Source organism: Micromonospora sp. WMMA1923, assembly GCF_049179195.1.
GTDB lineage: Bacteria > Actinomycetota > Actinomycetes > Mycobacteriales > Micromonosporaceae > Micromonospora > Micromonospora yangpuensis.
Genome location: NZ_JBMHLZ010000001.1, coordinates 3,018,910 through 3,036,525, shown reverse-complemented (window position 1 = coordinate 3,036,525; position 17,616 = coordinate 3,018,910). Strand labels below are relative to the sequence as shown.

The following is a 17,616-nucleotide window of genomic DNA, read 5'->3' as shown; positions in this document are numbered from 1 at the left end:
GGGCTGGTTTCCGGGCCCGGTGAAGGCGCTCGACCGAGGCAGGTGGCCCGCTGCGGGCGCGGCTCCGCACGCGTCGACCAGGCGTGGGGAACCCAAGGTTCGTGGAGCCAACAGCCCGGAATTGCTCCAGGAATGGCTCCATCGCCGTGATCTCCCGGTGGTGTCGCGCCGTTCGTCGCGACGTGGCACCACCGGGAGCCTCGGCTGTGACGCCTCCGCTGATCAGGGGGTGGTTTGGGTGAATTGTCGGATGGTGACTTGGCCGCCGAGTTGGCCGGTGGTGTGGTGGTAGATGGCGTAGCGGTAGCCCATGAAGAATTGCCAGTTGTTGTTGAGGGTGAGGGCGTTGCCGAGGGGGGTGTAGGTGGTGCCGTTGGTGCTGTAGGAGAAGCGGGCTTGTCGGCCGGTGCCGGGTCGGATGTCGGCGGTGGCGCGTAGCCAGATGCGGGTGCCGGTGATGGGGGCGCTGGCTTGTTCGGTGCCGGTGTTGGTGGTGTCCCAGTTGGTGTTCATGGTCAGGCCGTTGGTCATGACGATTCTGGTGGTGCCGTTGTCGCGTTTGAGGCCGATGTGGGCGGAGGTGTCGCGTAGGACGGCGAGGCCGGTCCGGTCGCCGTCGCGCATGCCGGTGTGGTCGAGTTCGATGGTGGCGGTGGAGGTGGGGCCTTGGATGCGGTGGGTGAGGGTGTTGCGGGCTTTGTAGAGGTCGCTGGTGACGGTGGCGGTGGTGAGGTGGAGGCCGTTGTTGACCCTCCAGCGGGTGTTGTCGGGGTTGTGGTTCCATTCGTATTGGGGGCCGAGGGTGGTGCCGGTGAAGGTGTCGGTGCCGGTGAGGGGTTTGACGGGGCGTAGTGGTAGGGGGTTGGGGTAGGTGGTGGCCCAGCGTCCGTTGACGGTTTGTACTTGGGGCCAGCCGTCTGCGGTCCAGGTGATGGGGGCGAGGGTGGGCATGCGTCCGCCGGGGTAGGCGTCGGTGAAGGCCATGTAGTACCAGGCGCCGGTCTGGGTTTGGACGAGGCCGCCTTGGTGGGGGACGCCGCCGCCGGTGATGGGGCCGGGTAGGTCGAGTAGGACCTGGCGTTGTTCGTAGGGGCCGAAGGGTCCGTTGGTGGATTTGAGGACGTACTGGCCGTTGGCGGGTCGGGTGAGCCAGATGTAGTAGGCGCCGTTTCGTTTGTAGAAGCGGGCGCCTTCCAGGGTGCCGATGTTCGTGGGGGTTTGGTAGACCTGCTGGTTGCGGACCTGGGTGCGGCCGTCGGCGGAGAGTTGGGCGACGCTGATGCGGCCGTTGCCGTAGGCGACGTACATGGTGTCGTCGTCGTCGATGAGCATCCCGGCGTCGTAGTAGCAGTTCGGGATGGTGGTGTGTTTGTTCCAGGTGCCGTCCACGGCGGTGGCGGTGTAGATGTGGGTCTGGGCGAAGTCGATACACCCGGCCCAGTAGAACGTCCGATTCGACGGCCGGTAGTTCAGGGTCGAGGCCCAGATCCCGTCGACGTAGGCCTGCGCGTTGCCGGGTAGATCGTATTTGGTGCCGAAGTCCAGCCGGGGCACCGAGTGCCCGGCGAACTCCCAGTTCACCAGATCGTAGGAACGCAGGACGGGCGCACCCGGGGAGTAGTGCATGGTGGAGGCCGACATGTAGTACACGTCCCCGACCCGGATGATGTCCACATCCGCGAAGTCCTGCCACACCACCGGATTCGTGAAACTCCCCGACGGCGGCGGGGTCGTGGGCGGTGGGGTGGTCGGTGGCGGGGTGGTGGGGTTGGGCGGGGGAGTCGTCGGGTTGGTCGTGCCGGTGCAGGTGACGCCGTTGAGGGCGAAGCTGGTGGGTACCGGGTTCGACGAGGTCCAGGTGCCGTTGAAGCCGAAGTTGGCGCTGCCTCCGCTGGCCAGGTCGCGGTTCCAGTCGGCACCGGTGACGGTGACCTGGGTCCCGGACTGCGTCGCGGTGCCGTTCCACAGTTGACCGACCGTCTGCCCGGCCGCGAAGGACCAGGTCAGTCGCCAACCGTTGACCGGGTCGCCGAGATTGTCCACGATGACGTTGGCGCCGAAGCCACCCTGCCACTGGTTGGTGACGGTGTAGGTGACCCGGCAGGCGACCGCCGCCTGGGCGGAGACAGCGGTGACGGCGCCGGCGGCACTGACGGCGAGCGCCAGGCTCGACGCGAGCCAGAGCCGCAGTCGCGAACGTCTTCTCATCGGATTCCTTCCACTAGCGGAAAGCCGGCCCGGTGCCCGGTCGTGACGGCGTGCCGGGAGGCTGGGCCGTCAGCTGGTGACCGGTGACCGCGTTGCCGAGGGGGTGCTCGGCGGCGTCGACGGGTGAACCCGGACGTTCTCACCGTGGTCGATGCCGTCTGAGTCAGGACGGCCGAAACCCGAGGGATAGCGGCGCCTGCGGACCGGAGCCTGCCCGGGGCTCCTTGGCGCCGAGCATATCTGTTATCGTTAACATAGACAATCATCAAGTGTGATCATCTCGTGTCGGCGTCTTGGCCAGGCGTTTTTCGGTCAACGGGCGGGCGGGGCGGCGGTGCTGTCCCGGGCGACGAGGGTGGTGGACAACTCGATGCGGGTGGTGGCGAGCCGCTCGTCGGCAGCCAGGGCCAGAACCATGGTGGCAGCGGTTTCCCCCATCTCCCGCAACGGCTGCCGCACGGTCGTCATCGGCGGTCCGCACCAGCTCGTGGCCGGGATGTCGTCGAAGCCGACCACGCTGAGGTCCTGCGGGATCCGGATACCGGCCTGCCGGGCCGTCTCGTAGACACCGAGCGCCTGCAGGTCGTTGCCGCACAGGATCGCCGTCGGTGGCTCGGGCAGGCGGAGCAACTCCCGGCCGAGGTGCAGCCCGTCGTCGAAGGAGAAGTACGGCCCGGTACGCACCAGCCGTGGATCCAGCCCGCAGCCGGCGGCGTCCAGGGCGGCCCGGGCACCGTCCAGGCGGGCCTTGGCACACAACCGCTCCGTCGGCCCGGTGAGTACGGCGACCCGTCGGTGCCCGAGTGCGTGCACGTGCCGGGCGGCGTCGAAGGCGCCGCTCCAGTTGGTCGCTGCCACCGAGGGCACGGTGTGCAGCGGCGGTTCACCCGTCGGATCCAACGCCACCAGCGGGATCCCGCTCGCGGCGAGCAGGGCGTGCTGCTCGGAGGTGAAGCCGAGGTGGACCACGATCACCCCGGTCGGGCGTCGGACCAACAGGTCGTGTGCCCAGTACCTGCCCTCGGAGACCTGCCGGCGGGCGTCGGTGAAGCCGACGGTGAGCCGGTGCCCACCCACGACCCGCTCCACCCCGTGCATGATCGCCACCGCGAGGTTGCTCTGCATGCCGTAGAAGACCACCTCCACGGTGGCACTCGGCGTGACCGTGCCGGGCCGGCGGTACCCGTGTTCCCGCAGCACCGCCTCGACCCGGGCGCGGGTCTGTGCGGCCACCCCGGAGCGCCCGTTGAGCACCTTCGACACCGTCGGCGGGGAGACGTCCGCCAGCCGGCCGATCATGGTCAGCGTCATCTCTCCCCGCCGCCACCCGCGCGGCTGCGCCTCCGGCGCCGGCCGGACGAACGGTTCGGGCCCCACCCTGGGCGTCGGCACCCGATCGGGCTGCGTCCGGACCCGGGTCCGTGGCTGCCGGCTCGCCGCGTCGAGCAGTCGGGCGCGCACCGTCTCGGCCCGTTCGCGCGCGTGTGGACCCGCCGGCACCGTCTCGGTCAGGTAGCGCCGCCGCCTGCTCGACGGGTCGATCCCGGCGTACACCCGTACCCGCAGCGAACCGCTGGGCAGCTCTTCGATCTCGCCACGGGCCCGCCGGCCGGGCCTGGAGCCAGTTGGCATGGAGTCATCGTATCGACAATCGCAGTTTCTTTGCGCCGGGTGGCGCCCGGCCTCACGGGCCGCAGTAGAGCAACCTGTTCGGGGTGCCGCCGGGCACGCCGGAGACCACATTGGTGGTCGCCCGGCCGGTCAGGTAGCTGGCCACCTGCGCCGGGGTCCAGGTCGGATTGTCCGACAGGGCCAGCGCGGCACAGCCCGCCACGTGGGCCGAGGCCGTCGAGCCGCCGCTGATCGTGGCGACCGCGGTGTCGCCGGTGTGCCAGGTGGAGACGATGTTCGCGCCGGGGGCGAACAGGTCGATGCAGCTGCCGTAGTTGCCACTGGACAGCCGGGCGTCGGTGGCCGAGGTGCCCACCACGGTCAGCGCGCCGGGCACCCGCCCCGGTGAGAAGTTGCAGGCGTTGCCGCCGGAACTGCCGCCGGTGGTGACGTAGGTGATCCCCCGGTTGAGCGAGTTGGTCACCGCCGCGTCCAGCGCCGTACTGGCCGGTCCGCCGATGGCCAACTCCACCACGGCGGGTCGGACGGCGTTGGCGGTGATCCAGTCGATGCCGGCGATCACCGTGGCGGTGGTGCCGCTGCCGGTGCAGTTGAGCACCCGTACCGGATGGATCCGCACGTCCTTGGCCACCCCGTGGGCGGTGCCGCCGATGGTGCCGGCGAGGTGGGTGCCGTGACCGTTGCAGTCGGCCGCCGGCAGCGCCCCGTCGACCAGGTCGATGCCGCCGCTTACCTGGTTGCCGCCGAAGTCGACGTGGGTGGCCCGGACCCCGGTGTCGACGAGGTACACGTGCACGTTGGGCGCGGTGTTCGGGTACGCGTACTGGCCGTCCAGGGGCAGGTACCGCTGGTCGATGCGGTCCAGCCCCCAGGACGGCGGGTTGGGCTGCACGCCCGGGGCGAGCAGGGCCGTACGCTGGTTCTGCTCGACCGCGGCCACCGCCGGGTCGGCGGCCAGCCGACGGGCGGCCCGCTCCGGCAGGCGTACCTCGAAGCCTTTCAGGGCGTTGCGCCAGACGTGGCCGACGGTGCCCCCGTAGCGGGCCCGCAGCCGGTCGGCGACCCGGGTGACCTCGGTGTCGGCCGCACCGGCCGACGCGCTCGCCGGGGTGTCGCGCAGCCGGACGAGGTAGCTGCCGGCGACGGCGTCGGCGGTGTCGGCGTGGCCGATGGTGCCCTCGGCGGCGCTCGCGGCGGCGGCCGGCAGCAGTGCGCCGCCGAGCGTGCCGGCCAGGGCGAGCGCGAGCAGCCGGACCCGCAGAGGTGAACTGGTCATCGTTTCTCCTCACCGGGGGGGGTGGCCCCGGGCGGGACCGCCTCGGGGTCGGTGGGACGACGGTGCCGATCTCCAGGAGGGGCCAGCGGGCGTGGCGGGGCCGTTCCGGCTGGCGGTCGGCCCGGTTGTGGCCGCGCCGACCGCCCACAGTGTACTCAACGGCAGTGACCCAGATAGATGTCCGTTTTACTGGAAGCTCAGTCGGGCCAGGGGTTCGACCAGTTCGCGTTCCTCGTACGACAGGTGGGAGAGCAGGGTGTCGGTCAGCAGGTCGACCGCCGCGCGCAGGCCCTTCAGGTCGCCGTCGCCGCTGACCAGCGCCACCAGGGCCCGGTCGAGGCCCTCGATGACGCCGTGGATGGCGTGGTGCTCCTCCTCCAGCCGTCGGGTGACCGGCTCCAGCCGCGGATCGGCGCGACGCAGGTGCGGCAGCATGGTGGCGTCTTCGAGGGTGTGGTGGGTGGTGACGACCCGGCAGTACGACTCGCAGTAGGTGCCGAGGGTCCAGTTGTTCTGCCGCATCGTCATCTGGTTGATGTGCGAGCGGGCCGCCGCCACCCCGACGGTGCCCGCCTCGACCTGGTCGACGAGGTCGCGCACCTGGTCGAGCTCCCGCCGGAGGTGGTCGTGCACGTCGACCAGGTGCTGGCCCTGGGCCTGCTCGCGGGCGGAGTACACGTGACCCGCCGGTGGCGGCGGCCCGCTCGGGCGGGTGCTCTCGTCCCAGACGGTCGTGTCGCTGTGCCGCCGGCCGTCGTCGGGCGTCGGCGTCACCCCGAGGCCGGGGATCTCCCGCGCCACCGCCGCCGGCTGACCTGCGGTCACGGCCGTGCCGCGGTCCTGCTCGCCCGGCCCGTCCGTCCCGGGCCCGGCCGCGACGGTCCCGGTCCGGCCCGCGTCGACCAGTTCCCGGACCTGGGGTACGACCTCCAGCCCGAACCGTTGGATGTCGGTCGGGTCGTCGCTGCCCAGGATGAAGGTGCCGATCCCGTGGGTCAGGGTCAGCTCGGCCAGCTGCTCGGCCCAGTCCCCGGGGCTGCCGGTGATGGCCTGACCGCCGTTGTCGTTCCCGTCGTGGCCGAAGCTGCCGTTGATGTTGAGCAGGCGACGCACGTCGGCGGGGCGGCGGCCGGCGCGCTCGGCCGACTCGTCGATGATCCCGTTCAGCTCGGGCAGCTGCTCGACCCTGAGGTAGCCGAGGCTGGGCAGCCAACCGTCGGCGAGCCGGCCGACCAGCCGGAGCATCCTCGGCTTGTACGCCCCGACCCAGAGGCCGATGTCGTGGGCGGCGGCCGGGCCGACCTTGGCCCCGGTGACCCGGTAGTGGCTGCCCTCGACCTTCACGCTGCGCCCGGAGCGCCCCCAGATCCCGTGGATGACCCGGATCGCCTCCTCCAGCGCCTGCACCGCCTCGGCGGGGGTGCGCTGCGGGCCGCCGTTGGCCACGATCGCCTCCCAGAAGGCCCCGGCGCCCAGGCCCAGCTCGACCCGGCCCCCGCTGAGCAGGTCGAGGCTGGCCGCCGCGCGGGCGAGCACGGCCGGCGGGCGCAGCGGCAGGTTGGCCACGTTGGGCGAGACCCGGACCCGCTCGGTGCTCGTCGCGACCACCGACAGCAGCGTCCAGGCGTCCAGGAACGCCGGCTGGTAGGGGTGGTCCTGTACGGTGACCAGGTCCAGTCCGACCTGCTCGGTGAGCTGGGCGAGGGCGACGACCTCGTCGGCGCGGTCGGCGCGCGGGGTGAGGAACGTTCCGAACTGCAGCTCATGCCCGTAGTCGGTCACGGGGGGTACCTCCGAGACTTGGTTGACGAATCAACCATAGCCGGTCGGTCAGAAGAGGGTCGGCGGCTCGACCGGCACCGGGTCGGGCAGGGCGGCCAGCTCGGGCACCCGGGCGCGTACCTCGTCGTGGAAGCGGCGGGCCAGTACCGGCGCGTCCGCGTTGTCCGGGGTGTGCACGAACACGGTGGGGCTGCGGCCCTCGCGCAGCCACCCGGCCGCCACCCCGACCCAGTGCTGCCAGCCCTCGACCGTCCGCGCGGTGTCGTCGCGCCCCAGGTACCGCACGATCGGCCGGTCGGTCAACGCCACCGACCGGCGTGGCATCCGGGGCTTCTTCGTCCAGGCGTCACGTTCGGCGTCGCTGGTCGGCGGGGAGGCGAAGAAGGCGGTGGTGTCGAACGGAACCCACTCGGCGCCGGCGACCGCGAGCGCCTCCTCCAGCAGCCGCGCCGCGTCGGGGTCGGTGAAGAAGGCCGGATGGCGCACCTCCACGGCGTACCGGTAGTCGCGGGGCACCCGCCGCAGGAACCGGGCCAGCACCGGCACGTCGTCGGGGCCGAACGAGCCCGGCACCTGGATCCAGAGCGCCCCGGTGCGCTCACCGAGCGGCTCGATCGCGGCCAGGAAGATCCGCAACTCCTCGTCGACGGCACCGAGACGACGCTCGTGCGTGACCACCTTCGGCAGCTTGAGCACGAACCGGAAGTCGGGCCCGGTCTGGTGCGCCCACGACTCGACCGTCTGTCGGGTCGGGGTGGCGTAGAAGGTGGTGTTGCCCTCGACGGCGGTGCACCAGCCGGCGTAGTCCCGCAGGCGTTCCTGCGCCGGCAACGCGTGCCCCGGCCAGGCCTTGTGCGTCCACATCGCGCACCCCACCCGAAGCCGCATCCGCCGCCACCCCTCACTACCGGTTGGCCGTCACGGTACGACAGAGCCACGACGTACGACCGAACGGGCGGCCCTGACCGGCGGATCGGCTGCGGGACGAGCGGTCCTTTTGCCAGCGTGATCGCCGGCCGGATCGATGCTTCCCGACACGGCCCGACGTGGCGGAACGGAAGGCCCCAGAACAGGAAACAAACAGTCCTGTCAGTGGTCGGGGCGACGTGACACGGTCGTGCGGACCGCCTCGACCTTCAGGGGCGACTGACCAATCTGGGAGTTCCCCGCAATGTCCATGCCTGACCAGCCCCCGCACGCCCCGATGCCCGCCCAGGGCTGGACGCCGCAACCGGTGCCGCCGGCCCCCCGACGCAAGGGCTGGGTCGTGCCGACCCTGGTCGGGGTGGCGGCCGTCGTGGTCCTGTGCTGCGGTGGCGGAATCGCCATGGTGGCCTCCGGCGGGAGTGACACCGACACCACCAATGCCGCCGCTCCCGTTCCGGAAGCGTCGAAGCAGAATGCCGATGCTCGCGCGGCGGCTCCGGAAGAGAAACCCAAGAAGGACGAACCCGTCGAGAAGAAGCCGGTCGAGGAGGACAAGCCAAAGACCTACGGCGTCGGAGATCCGGTACGCGGTGGCGACTTCCAGTTCACCGTGCACGGCATGAAGTGCGGTCTCGCCCAGGTCGGCAACGAATTCCTCAACAAGAAGGCCCAGGGCTCCTTCTGTCGGGTCGCCGTCACGGCGAAGAACGTGACCAAGAAGGCGCAGATGTTCCACGCGGACAACGTGCTGCGGGCCGAGGATGCCGACAAGCGGGAGTACAAGCCGGACGGCGTGGCCGCCATGTACGGCAACGACGACGCGCAGGGCTTCCTCAGCGAGATCAACCCTGGTAACGCGGTGCGCGCGAACGTCTTCTTCGACGTGCCGAAGGGCGTCAAACTGAAGAAGATCATCTTTGACGCGGGCCTGTTCACCTTCGCCGAGGACGCCGTCGTCACACTCTGACCAGAGCCGATGGAAGGGTGCTGTCTGCTTCACGTGGAGCAAGCAGCACCCTTCTTCGGTAGCGAGACGCTTTCACTCGCCACGCACCTGAAAGCGTGCCACCGGTTACGCGTCGGTGTCGTACCGGGGTGTGAGGCTGCGGGTGTGGCGACGTTCGTTCTGATCCATGGCGGCGGGGGCAGCGCCTGGGACTGGCATCTGGTGGTTCCGGAGTTGTCCGGTCGAGGTCACGACGTGGTGGTGCCGGAGCTGCCGATCGGGGACAGGTCGGCCGGCTTCACCGAGTTCCGCCAGACCGTCGTGGACGCGGTCGGTGACCGGAGAGACCTCGTGGTGGTGGGCCATTCGTACGGTGCCCTCACCGCGCCGCTGGTCGCCGAGAGGTTGCCGGTGCGGCTGATCGTCCTGCTGACACCGATGATCCCGAAGCCCGGTGAGCGTCCCGGCCAGTGGTGGGACGACACCGGACACCGTGGCCCGGAGGGACTGAGCGAGGAGCAGCAGTTCTACCAGGGCGTGCCGGCCGAGATCGTCGCGGCGGCTGCGGCGCACAACCGGGAGCAGGTCAGTGCCGAGTGGGACGAGCCGTGGCCGCTGGAGGCCTGGCCGGCCGTGCCGACCAGAGTGCTGATCGCCCGCGAGGACCGGTTCTTCCCGGTGGACTTCCAGCGCCGAGTGGCCGCCGATCGGCTCGGCATCGTCCCGGACGAGATGGACGGTTGCCACGCGGTGGCGCTCAGCCACCCGAAACAACTCGCCGACCGGCTGATCGCCTATCTATCCTGCTGACGACGCCGGCTGCTCGATCTCGTGCGATGCCGCGCCGGTTGACGGTTGGGTCGTGCTGACCACGAAACCGGGGTCGCGTGGCACAGTAGACGTACATCGATGCCTGAGATATGTGGCGTGGGCAGTGGTGGCTGTTCGGAGGTGTGATGACCTATCGGTTCGTGGCGGAGCGACATGACTACTCCGACCTGGCCAGCGGGGCGGTGCTGCGTTCGGCACCGGGCCATCCGGCCTTTCCTGTCCGCCTCGCCTCGGAGGTGTTCCTCCGCGCGTGGCACGCTCTGGGGCAGTCCCGGCCGCTGACCGTGTGGGATCCCTGCTGTGGTGGCGGCTATCTGCTCACCGTGCTGGGCCTGCTGCATCGGGACAAGATCGCGGCAGTTGTCGCCTCGGACATCGCCGATGGCCCGCTCCGGCTCGCCCGAGCGAACCTGGCTCTCCTGTCCGCCGAGGGAATGCGGAGGCGGACCGCCGAGCTGGAGGACCTGGCTCGCCGGTTCGGCCGGCCCTCCTACCGGGAATCCGCCGAGGCTTCTCGACGCCTGCAGGCACTGCTCGCCCAGGGGGGCGGCGACCTTCCCCATGTGGTCGGAGCGGCCGACGCCCTCGACCAGCAGCAGGTGTCCGCTCTGTTGACCGCGTCACCACCGCCGGGGCTCGTGTTGACCGACCTGCCGTACGGCGAGCAGACCTCGTGGCGGGGCGCACCTCAGGAGGCGGGCCTTTCCGGCCTGCTGGGGACGCTCGGGTCGGTGCTCCCCGCCGACACCATGGTCGCGTTGACGACACGGGGACGCCGCGTCGGGCTCCCCGCGGGTGTCCGTGCCACGGCACGGTTCAAGATCGGAACGCGGGCGACGGTGCTGGTTCGGGCCAGGGCCCTGCAACCAGCGGTGGCCGGCGCCTCCGCACCGTAGCGTCGATGCGTGCTGTGAGTGAGGTTCGGGTGTACCGTCCGCAGTGGCGGTTGGTCGCTCGAAGGCCAGTATCGACGCTGGCCAGCCCACTACCAGGGAGCCTCGCTGATGCCTCGTCGCCCGATACCTGTGGACCCGTCGATCGGTGATCGCATCCGGGCTCGACGTGAGCTGCGTGGGTGGAGCGTCCGGCATGCCGCCGGTCGGGCCGGCATCTCGCACACGTCCTGGTTGCGGATCGAGCGGGGACAGCAGCGCACCGACCGGTACATGGTGGTGGATCTCGCGGCTGCGCTGGAGTGTTCGGTAGTCGATCTGACCGGGCAGCCGTACACACCGGCTGATCGGCAGCTCGACGCCGCCCGGATCGACGCGGAGCGGGTGTGGCGGATCATGATGGACACGCCGCTGACCGTTCGGCGCGCGGTGCCGGTCACCGTCGACCAGGTGCACCGGGAGGCCGCGCTGGTGCGCGACCTGTACGGCCGGTGCGACTACGCGGGCGCGCTGCGCCGGCTGGTGGATCTGGTGCCGGCGATGCACGCTCTGGCCGACCGGCGGACTGCGTTGCGGGAGATGGTGCCGGTCTACGGGGTGGCGATGGGTTCCCTGCTGAACGTCAGCTATCCGGCCCATGCCTGGCTGGCGGCGGAGCGTTGTGCCGAGGCTGCGGCCCTGCTCGACGATCCGGTGGCGGCAGGGGTGGCGGCGGCCAACCGGGCCCGGGTGTCGGCCTACTCCGGGGCGTACGGGCCGGCGCGGGCGTGGTGTGACGCGGCTGGTGCTGACCTGGCCGGCAGCGGGGCGGATGGCGCGCTGGCGGTGCTCGGGTTCCTGCATCTGGCACGGGCGCATCATCTCGCCGGCCTGCGGAACCAGGTCGAAGCCGAGGATCACCTCATCGAGGCGGCGCGGATCGCGGCCCATACCGGCGAGACCGATGGTTGGGATCTCGCCTGGGGTCCCCGGAACGTGGCGTTGTGGCGGATGGCGTTCCAGCTCGACACCGGTCGCCCGGAGTTGGCGATGCGGACGGCCACCGGTGTCGCGGTGGCCGGGTTGCCGGCCGTACGGCAGGTGTACTTCTGGCTCGACCAGAGCAGGGCCGCCGACGCCCTCGGTCGGGACCGGGACGCGGTGCGAATGCTGCTGGCGGCCGAACGGGTGGGCCCGCAGCACGCCCGGTCGTCGACGTCGGCTCGGGAGACGGTGCGCTCGTTGCTGCGCCGGGGCGCGACCTCACCGGAGTTGCGGGGTCTCTGCGAACGCATGAGTCTTGCCACTCCGTAGTCGTCTGATGATGGTGCGTAAGTGTTCCGTTGACTGCCTGTGCCTTCCGTAGCGTCTCGATCACGGTGCGACGGTGTGAGTGGCTGCCGTCGCGCCCCTGAGCTGGCGCGGCAGTGACGGTCCTTCCACAAGCACGCCGCCGCGCCCCCTTCGAGCGGGAGTGGCAATGGGTGACGAGAAATCGGAACAGAGTCTTGGTGAGCGGGTGCAGGCGGCTGAGCACGAGGCGGCCCGCCAGCGGATTCTGGATCTGGCGGAGGCGGAGCGGATTCCGGTCGAGGAGACCACCCGGGTGGTCCCGGACCGGCGCAGGCGGCGTGGTCGTGAGTGAGTTGCCGGTGGGGCGTCGGGTGGCGTACTGGCGGGCTCGGCGCAGGTTGTCGCAGCAGGTGTTCGCCGATCGGCTCGGGAAGTCGAAGAGTTGGGTGGACAAGGTCGAGCGTGGGGTCCGGGCCCTGGACAGGGTCTCCACGCTCCAGGACGTCGCCGCCGTGTTGCGCATCGACACCGCAGTGCTGCTCGGCTGCGATGCCCGCCCCGTCGAGGTGACCACTCGGGCCGAGGAGTTGGAAGGTGTCCGGTCGGCCCTGTCCCGGTACGAGATCCCCCTCGGTCGGCCGCCGGGGGCTCGGCCGGTGCTGCCGGCCGATCGGATGGCCCGGCAGGTCGCGCACGCCTGGACGACGTTCCAGTACGCCCGGTACCGGCACCTGCTCGGTCTGCTGCCCGGCCTGTTGACCGATGCCCATCACTGTCACGCCGCCGATTCCGCTGGTGGGCGGGTCCCGTTGGTGCAGGTCTACCGGGTCACCGCCGCTGTTCTGGTCAAGCTCGGGGAGCCGGATCTGGCCTGGTTGGCCGCCGACCGGGCGATGACGGTCGCCACCGGCGACCGGACCCTCGTCGCGGCTGCCGCGGTGCAGCTCGGGCAGGTGTTACGCGCTGCCGGGCGGGTGCGGGTGGCGAAGTCGGCGATGCTGGCCGCCGCGTACCGTGTTGCTCCGCCGGAGCACGGTGACGGCCCGCACCTGTCTCTCTGCGGCACCCTGTTGGTGCAGGCGGCCCTGGCCGCCGCCTCCGACGGCGACGACAGCACGACAGCGGACCTCCTGGACGAGGCCGCCGCCCTGGCCGCGCAGGTGGGTGACGGCCTCGACCATCACCGGACCGGGTTCGGGCCGACCGCCGTCGCGCTGGCCCGCACCACCGCAGCCGTGGACCTCGGCGACGCCGGGCAGGCCATCGCCTGGCACGACAGCGGTATCCGCCGCGACGGCTGGCGGTGGCTGCCCACCGAACACCGCGCCGCGCACCTGATCGACACCGCCCGCGCCCATCTGCACACCAACGACCCATATGCCGCCGGCCGCATCCTCGCCGAGGCGGACCGGACCGCACCCGCCGAGGTGCGCCACCGACCCGCCGGCCGCGACCTGCTCGCCCGCATCGCCCACGAACCCGACGTGCCGGCCACCATCACCCACCTCGCGACCCGCCTCGGCATCGGCTGATGACCGGCCCGAACCTGTCTCTGGCCCAGATCCACAACCGACTGATCCTCACCGCCCGCCAGATCCTCCGACAACACGAGCCGGAGCCGGACGGACGCTGCCCCACCTGCCGTAGCACCGGTTGCCGGATCGCCGACGCCGCCCGCGACGTCATCCGGACGGTCAGCCAGGTCCGCCTCTGGCGCGTCGGCACCGCGCCGACCACAGGCGACCCGGACAACCGGCAGCAGCAGGAGTGAGACCTGGCCGCGTGTCCTGACCAGGTCAGGCCTCGTCCTCGTCCGGGTCGAAGAGTTCGATGACGGCGTCCTCGACGGCCTTTGCCGACACCGGGGTGACCACCTGGCCGCTGATGGAGCTGCCGGCCCAGCCCCGGCCGGTGAGCAGTGAGGAGGGCAGCCGGTAGTAGTCACAGCCGGCCTGGGCGACGGTCCGGTTGGCGCTCTTGACGTTCTGCTGGTTGGGCAGGATGTGCGGGATGCCCTTGGTGCTGATGTACATGAAGTCCTTCGGCATGTACAGGGTCACGTTGTCGACGCCGGCGGTAGCCAGCCGGCCGGCCAGGTTGGCGACGTCGTGTCCGGTGTGGCAGACGAGGAACCACAGCACCCGGCCGCTCAGCCCGGCGGGGGTGAACTTGGCGATCATGTCGCTCACCAGCTCGTCCAGCCAGCGCCCGCCGATCCAGGGCGCGCGCTGGTTGTTGCGCGGGTCGGTGTCGTAGCCGGAGTGGGCCAGCACGAACACCGGCTCGCTGGCGGCCAGCGGCGCGGCGAGCGGGGTCTGCATCTGCTTGATCGACGAGTTGAGCACCTGGTCACCGAGTTTGTCGGCGACCGCCTTGTTGACCTTGAAGTGATCGAGGTCAGCCTGGAACTCGGGGCTGATCTGCTCGCTGGTCTCGATGATCCAGAGCACGCGCGTCTCCTGTCGACTGGTGATGCCGGCCCTCAGGATGTGGCACCACAGCCGCTGCGGGCACCGCACTGTCGACTACCGAACAGACGCCCCCTCTCATCGGCCCGCGTTGATCATGAAGTTATGACCGTGCACACCGGCGTGTCGCGGCAATAACTTCATGATCAACGGGGTGGGCGGGGGTGGGCGGGGGCGGGGGGTCAGTGCTCTTGGTAGGTGGCCAGGTCGAAGTCGGCGTAGCCGCCGTCGCCGCCGAGGTCCTGCACCCACAGGCCGAGGAACGCCCCGGTGAACCCCCACGCCGCCGGCTCGCCGTCGATGACCAGCGCGGCGTGCTCGTCGGAGAGGATGGTGGCGTCCAACTCCACCGGCACCTGCCGCCAGCCGGCACCGAGGTCGTAGTCGAAGCGCACCACCGGGCCGTCGAAGGTCGCCCGCAGACCGACCCGGTCGGCCCGGTCGGTGTCCACGGACATCTCCGGGTACGCGGTGCGCCGCCCGCTGTCGCAGCTGAGCAGGTTGAGCACCACCCGGCCGTCGTCGTCCCGGGTCAGGTAGAGGTGATGCCAGTTCAGGGTGTTGTAGTAGGCGGTGATCCCGGCCAGCTGGCGGTGGTCGACCGGGTCGAACTCGACAACGGTCTCCAGTGAGCAGTGCGTCGCGCCGACCCGCCGGGCGACCAGGCTGGGGGTCCGCCGACCCACCGGTGACTGCCCACCGTGGATCCGCAGGTACGACGGGCGGCTGCGCAGGTCGAGCCAGTCCTCGCTGGCCGGCCGGCGCAGCGTCGACCAGCTCGGTGCCAACCGCGGGTCGTCGAAGTGGTCGGTGGCGGGCTCGGCCGGCCACGGGTGTGCCGGCAGGTCCGGTGCGGTGACCTCGTCGGCCGGCACGCCACCGGGGATGCGGGGCCAGTCACCGGCCGGCCACTCGACCCGCTGGATCGCGGTCTCCCGGCCCAGCACGCAGTTGCCCAGCGGCGTGTAGGGGCGTCCGACCAGGTGCGCGAGGTACCACTCGCCGCGCGGGGTCTGGACCAGGCTGCCGTGTCCGGCCTTCTGCAACCGCAGTTCCGGGCGCCCCGCCGAGGTCAACAGCGGCCCGTCCGGGTCCACCTCGTACGGCCCGAACAGCTCGCGGGAACGCGCCACCGTCACCTGGTGCTCCCAGCTGGTGCCCCCCTCGGCGGTGACCAGCCAGTACCACCCCTCGTGGCGGTACAGGTGGGGGCCCTCGGTGAGCCCGACCGGGGTGCCGGTGAACAGCAGCCGGGGCCGGCCGACCAGCCTGCGCGAGGCCCGGTCGTACTGCTGGATCTCGATGCCGCCGAAGCGGTCGCGGCCGGGCCGCCAGTCGGCGCTCATGCTCAGCACCCAGGTGGTGCCGTCGTCGTCGTGGAAGAACGAGGCGTCGAAACCACGCCCGTGCAGCCGTACCGGATCCGACCAGGGCCCGGCGATGTCCCGGGCGGTGACCAGGAAGTTCTGCGGGTCCCAGTAGCCGCTGGCGAAGCTGGCCACGTCGCTGTAGACGAGGAAGAACTCCCCGTCGTGCCAGGTCAGGTCCGGGGCCCAGACGCCGTTGGAGTCACCGCAGCCGCGCAGGTCGAGCAGGCGGCGTTCGGTGATGATCCCGCCCAGGGCACGCCAGTGCACCAGGTCGCGGGAGTGGTGCACCCGGACGCCCGGATACCACTCGAAGGTGGAGGTGGCCAGGTAGTAGTCGTCGTCGACCCGCAGGATCGACGGGTCCGGATGGAACCCGGCGAGGACGGGGTTGCGGATCGACCGGGTAGTGGTCGCCACGTCAGCGGTCTCGGTCGACACGTCGGCTCCTCTGCGGAAGGCTCTCGGCTCTCGGCAAACTTCCGGCCTCATGGGCCGGCAGATTCGGAAGTACCGACCACGTTAGCCGGTTGTGTCGGCATAGGACAGACCCCTTGACCCGGACTGAAACGACGTCGTAGCGTGCCGGCCATCGATCGGTAATTCCGCACAGACACCGAAAGTTCCGGAGCCAGAACTTCGAATAACCGTCGACCCGTCGGCGTGCCCGTACCCGTCAGTTCCCGAAGGGATGATCATGACCGCCCCTCTCTCCCGTAGATCCTTGCTCGGCCTCGTCGGCGCCGGTGCTGGCGCGTACCTGCTCGGCGGTTGTAGCGGTGACGACTCCAGCGACGACCCGGACGCCCCGCAGACCATCAACTGGTGGCACATCCAGAACACCGAGCCGATGCTGCCGGTGTGGGCGGCCATGGCCGAGGAGTACAGGGGCGCCCACTCCAACGTCACCATCGAGATCCAGCCGCTGGAGAACGAGGCCTTCAAGGCCAAGCTGACCACCGCCACCCAGGCCGGCTCCCCGCCCGACCTCTTCCAGTCCTGGGGCGGGGGAGTGCTCAAGCAGCAGCTGGACGCGGGCCTGGTCAAGGACCTCACCGACGACGTGAAGCCCTGGGTCGACGGTCTCCTGCCGGCCTCCCTGCAGCCGTACACCATCGACGGCAGGATCTACGGCATCCCGTTCGACGTCGGAATGGTCGGTTTCTGGTACAACAAGGATCTTTTCTCGCAGGCCGGGATCACCGAGACGCCCACCACCTGGGCCGGCGTCCTGGACACCGTCCGCAAGCTCAAGGCGGCCGGGACCGTGCCGATCGCCCTGGCCGGCAAGGACAAGTGGCCGGTGCACAACTACTGGGCGTACCTGGCCATGCGCATCGGTGGGCTGGGCGCGCTGCAGCAGGCCGCCAAGGACGGCAACTTCGACACCCCCGACTTCGTCGCCGCCGGTGAACGCCTCAAGGAGCTGGCCGACCTGCAGCCCTTCCAGCCGGGCTTCCTCGGTGCCGAGTACGGCTCACCGGACGGCCAGGCCGCCATCATGGGCAACGGCGGCGCGGCCATGGAACTCATGGGCCAGTGGGCCCCGTCGATGCAGGCGTCCAGCTCCACCAGCAAGAAGGGGATCGGCGACAAGCTCGGCTTCTTCACCTTCCCCACCGTCGAGGGCGGCAAGGGCAACGCCACCGACGCCTTCGGCGGCGGCAACGGCTTCGCCGTCGGCAAGGACGCCCCCGCCGCCACCATCGACTTCCTCAAGTTCCTGCTCACCGCGGACAACCAGCGCACGTCCGCCAAGACCGGGGCGGTGCTGCCGACGGTGAAGGAGGCCGTCGACGCCGTCACCGACGCCAACAACAAGACCGTCGCGGAGACCCTGGCCAGCGCCACCGGCTTCCAGCTCTACCTCGACCAGGCGTACCCGCCGGCCGTCGGCCAGCAGGTCAACGACAGCGTCGCCGAACTGGTCGCCGGCTCCAAGACGCCCGCGCAGATCGTCAAGGACATCACCCAGGTGGCGAAGAGCCAGTAGCGATGCCCAGCCACCACCGAC

15 protein-coding genes are annotated in these 17,616 nt (G+C 70.6%); 8 read left to right on the top strand and 7 right to left on the bottom strand.

Going from position 1 to position 17,616, the window contains the following annotated elements; all coding sequences use genetic code 11:
* Nucleotides 1-222: 222 nt before the first annotated feature.
* The 5 genes from ACN28G_RS13700 to ACN28G_RS13680 form a co-directional block, all read right to left on the bottom strand.
* Nucleotides 223-2,208, bottom strand: a complete 1,986-nt coding sequence (locus tag ACN28G_RS13700) for a family 43 glycosylhydrolase (RefSeq protein ID WP_421479282.1) — start codon at nucleotides 2,206-2,208, stop codon at nucleotides 223-225.
* Nucleotides 2,209-2,520: 312 nt separating this feature from the next.
* A complete protein-coding gene (locus tag ACN28G_RS13695) occupies nucleotides 2,521-3,840 on the bottom strand; it encodes a LacI family DNA-binding transcriptional regulator (RefSeq protein WP_421479281.1) in 1,320 nt (439 codons plus the stop codon).
* A 52-nt stretch (nucleotides 3,841-3,892) separates the two neighbouring features.
* Nucleotides 3,893-5,116: a S8 family peptidase gene (locus tag ACN28G_RS13690; RefSeq protein ID WP_421479280.1), complete on the bottom strand. Its 1,224-nt coding sequence runs from the start codon at nucleotides 5,114-5,116 to the stop codon at nucleotides 3,893-3,895.
* 186 nt (nucleotides 5,117-5,302) lie between these two features.
* Nucleotides 5,303-6,898, bottom strand: a complete 1,596-nt coding sequence (locus ACN28G_RS13685) for an LLM class flavin-dependent oxidoreductase (protein WP_421479279.1) — start codon at nucleotides 6,896-6,898, stop codon at nucleotides 5,303-5,305.
* Nucleotides 6,899-6,946: 48 nt separating this feature from the next.
* Nucleotides 6,947-7,762: a DUF72 domain-containing protein gene (locus tag ACN28G_RS13680; RefSeq protein WP_421479278.1), complete on the bottom strand. Its 816-nt coding sequence runs from the start codon at nucleotides 7,760-7,762 to the stop codon at nucleotides 6,947-6,949.
* A 307-nt stretch (nucleotides 7,763-8,069) separates the two neighbouring features.
* Between ACN28G_RS13680 and ACN28G_RS13675 the strand changes: the two genes are divergently transcribed.
* The 7 genes from ACN28G_RS13675 to ACN28G_RS13645 all read left to right on the top strand — a co-directional run bounded on the left by ACN28G_RS13675 (nucleotide 8,070) and on the right by ACN28G_RS13645 (nucleotide 13,538).
* Nucleotides 8,070-8,792, top strand: a complete 723-nt coding sequence (locus ACN28G_RS13675; RefSeq protein WP_421479277.1) for a DUF4352 domain-containing protein — start codon at nucleotides 8,070-8,072, stop codon at nucleotides 8,790-8,792.
* Between the two features lie 144 nt (nucleotides 8,793-8,936).
* Nucleotides 8,937-9,581 carry an alpha/beta fold hydrolase gene (locus tag ACN28G_RS13670; RefSeq protein ID WP_421479276.1) on the top strand — a complete coding sequence of 215 codons (645 nt, stop codon included), beginning with the start codon at nucleotides 8,937-8,939 and terminating at the stop codon, nucleotides 9,579-9,581.
* A 146-nt stretch (nucleotides 9,582-9,727) separates the two neighbouring features.
* Nucleotides 9,728-10,498, top strand: coding sequence for an rRNA methyltransferase (locus ACN28G_RS13665; protein WP_421479275.1), 771 nt, complete (start codon nucleotides 9,728-9,730; stop codon nucleotides 10,496-10,498).
* 141 nt (nucleotides 10,499-10,639) lie between these two features.
* Nucleotides 10,640-11,788, top strand: coding sequence for a helix-turn-helix domain-containing protein (locus ACN28G_RS13660; RefSeq protein WP_421480904.1), 1,149 nt, complete (start codon nucleotides 10,640-10,642; stop codon nucleotides 11,786-11,788).
* Nucleotides 11,789-11,954: 166 nt separating this feature from the next.
* Nucleotides 11,955-12,119 (top strand): hypothetical protein, encoded by a 165-nt coding sequence (locus ACN28G_RS13655; protein WP_421479274.1) that lies wholly within the window; start codon nucleotides 11,955-11,957, stop codon nucleotides 12,117-12,119.
* A complete protein-coding gene (locus ACN28G_RS13650; RefSeq protein ID WP_421479273.1) occupies nucleotides 12,112-13,299 on the top strand; it encodes a helix-turn-helix domain-containing protein in 1,188 nt (395 codons plus the stop codon). The genes ACN28G_RS13655 and ACN28G_RS13650 overlap by 8 nt, the downstream gene beginning before the upstream one ends.
* Entirely contained in the window at nucleotides 13,299-13,538 is a 240-nt protein-coding gene (locus ACN28G_RS13645) for a hypothetical protein (protein WP_091439627.1), read from the top strand. Before ACN28G_RS13650 ends, ACN28G_RS13645 begins: the two co-directional genes overlap by 1 nt.
* A 25-nt stretch (nucleotides 13,539-13,563) precedes the next feature.
* Here the strand turns inward: ACN28G_RS13645 and ACN28G_RS13640 are convergent, their stop codons facing one another.
* Together ACN28G_RS13640 and ACN28G_RS13635 are read right to left on the bottom strand one after the other, a co-directional pair.
* A complete protein-coding gene (locus tag ACN28G_RS13640) occupies nucleotides 13,564-14,217 on the bottom strand; it encodes a hypothetical protein (RefSeq protein ID WP_091439624.1) in 654 nt (217 codons plus the stop codon).
* Nucleotides 14,218-14,417: 200 nt separating this feature from the next.
* A complete protein-coding gene (locus ACN28G_RS13635) occupies nucleotides 14,418-16,043 on the bottom strand; it encodes a glycoside hydrolase family 43 protein (protein ID WP_217628836.1) in 1,626 nt (541 codons plus the stop codon).
* A gap of 256 nt (nucleotides 16,044-16,299) precedes the next feature.
* Between ACN28G_RS13635 and ACN28G_RS13630 the strand changes: the two genes are divergently transcribed.
* Nucleotides 16,300-17,595, top strand: a complete 1,296-nt coding sequence (locus ACN28G_RS13630) for an extracellular solute-binding protein (protein WP_091446613.1) — start codon at nucleotides 16,300-16,302, stop codon at nucleotides 17,593-17,595.
* Nucleotides 17,596-17,616: the final 21 nt, after the last annotated feature.

Excerpts from the sequence above, each read along its gene's own strand:
- ACN28G_RS13630 (WP_091446613.1), top strand. The coding sequence starts at position 16,300 with ATGACCGCCCCTCTCTCCCGTAGATCCTTGCTCGGCCTCGTCGGCGCC.
- ACN28G_RS13665 (WP_421479275.1), top strand. The coding sequence starts at position 9,728 with ATGACCTATCGGTTCGTGGCGGAGCGACATGACTACTCCGACCTGGCC.
- ACN28G_RS13655 (WP_421479274.1), top strand. The coding sequence starts at position 11,955 with ATGGGTGACGAGAAATCGGAACAGAGTCTTGGTGAGCGGGTGCAGGCG.
- ACN28G_RS13690 (WP_421479280.1), bottom strand. The coding sequence starts at position 5,116 with ATGACCAGTTCACCTCTGCGGGTCCGGCTGCTCGCGCTCGCCCTGGCC.
- ACN28G_RS13695 (WP_421479281.1), bottom strand. The coding sequence starts at position 3,840 with ATGCCAACTGGCTCCAGGCCCGGCCGGCGGGCCCGTGGCGAGATCGAA.
- ACN28G_RS13645 (WP_091439627.1), top strand. The coding sequence starts at position 13,299 with ATGACCGGCCCGAACCTGTCTCTGGCCCAGATCCACAACCGACTGATC.
- ACN28G_RS13675 (WP_421479277.1), top strand. The coding sequence starts at position 8,070 with ATGTCCATGCCTGACCAGCCCCCGCACGCCCCGATGCCCGCCCAGGGC.
- ACN28G_RS13700 (WP_421479282.1), bottom strand. The coding sequence starts at position 2,208 with ATGAGAAGACGTTCGCGACTGCGGCTCTGGCTCGCGTCGAGCCTGGCG.
- ACN28G_RS13680 (WP_421479278.1), bottom strand. The coding sequence starts at position 7,762 with ATGTGGACGCACAAGGCCTGGCCGGGGCACGCGTTGCCGGCGCAGGAA.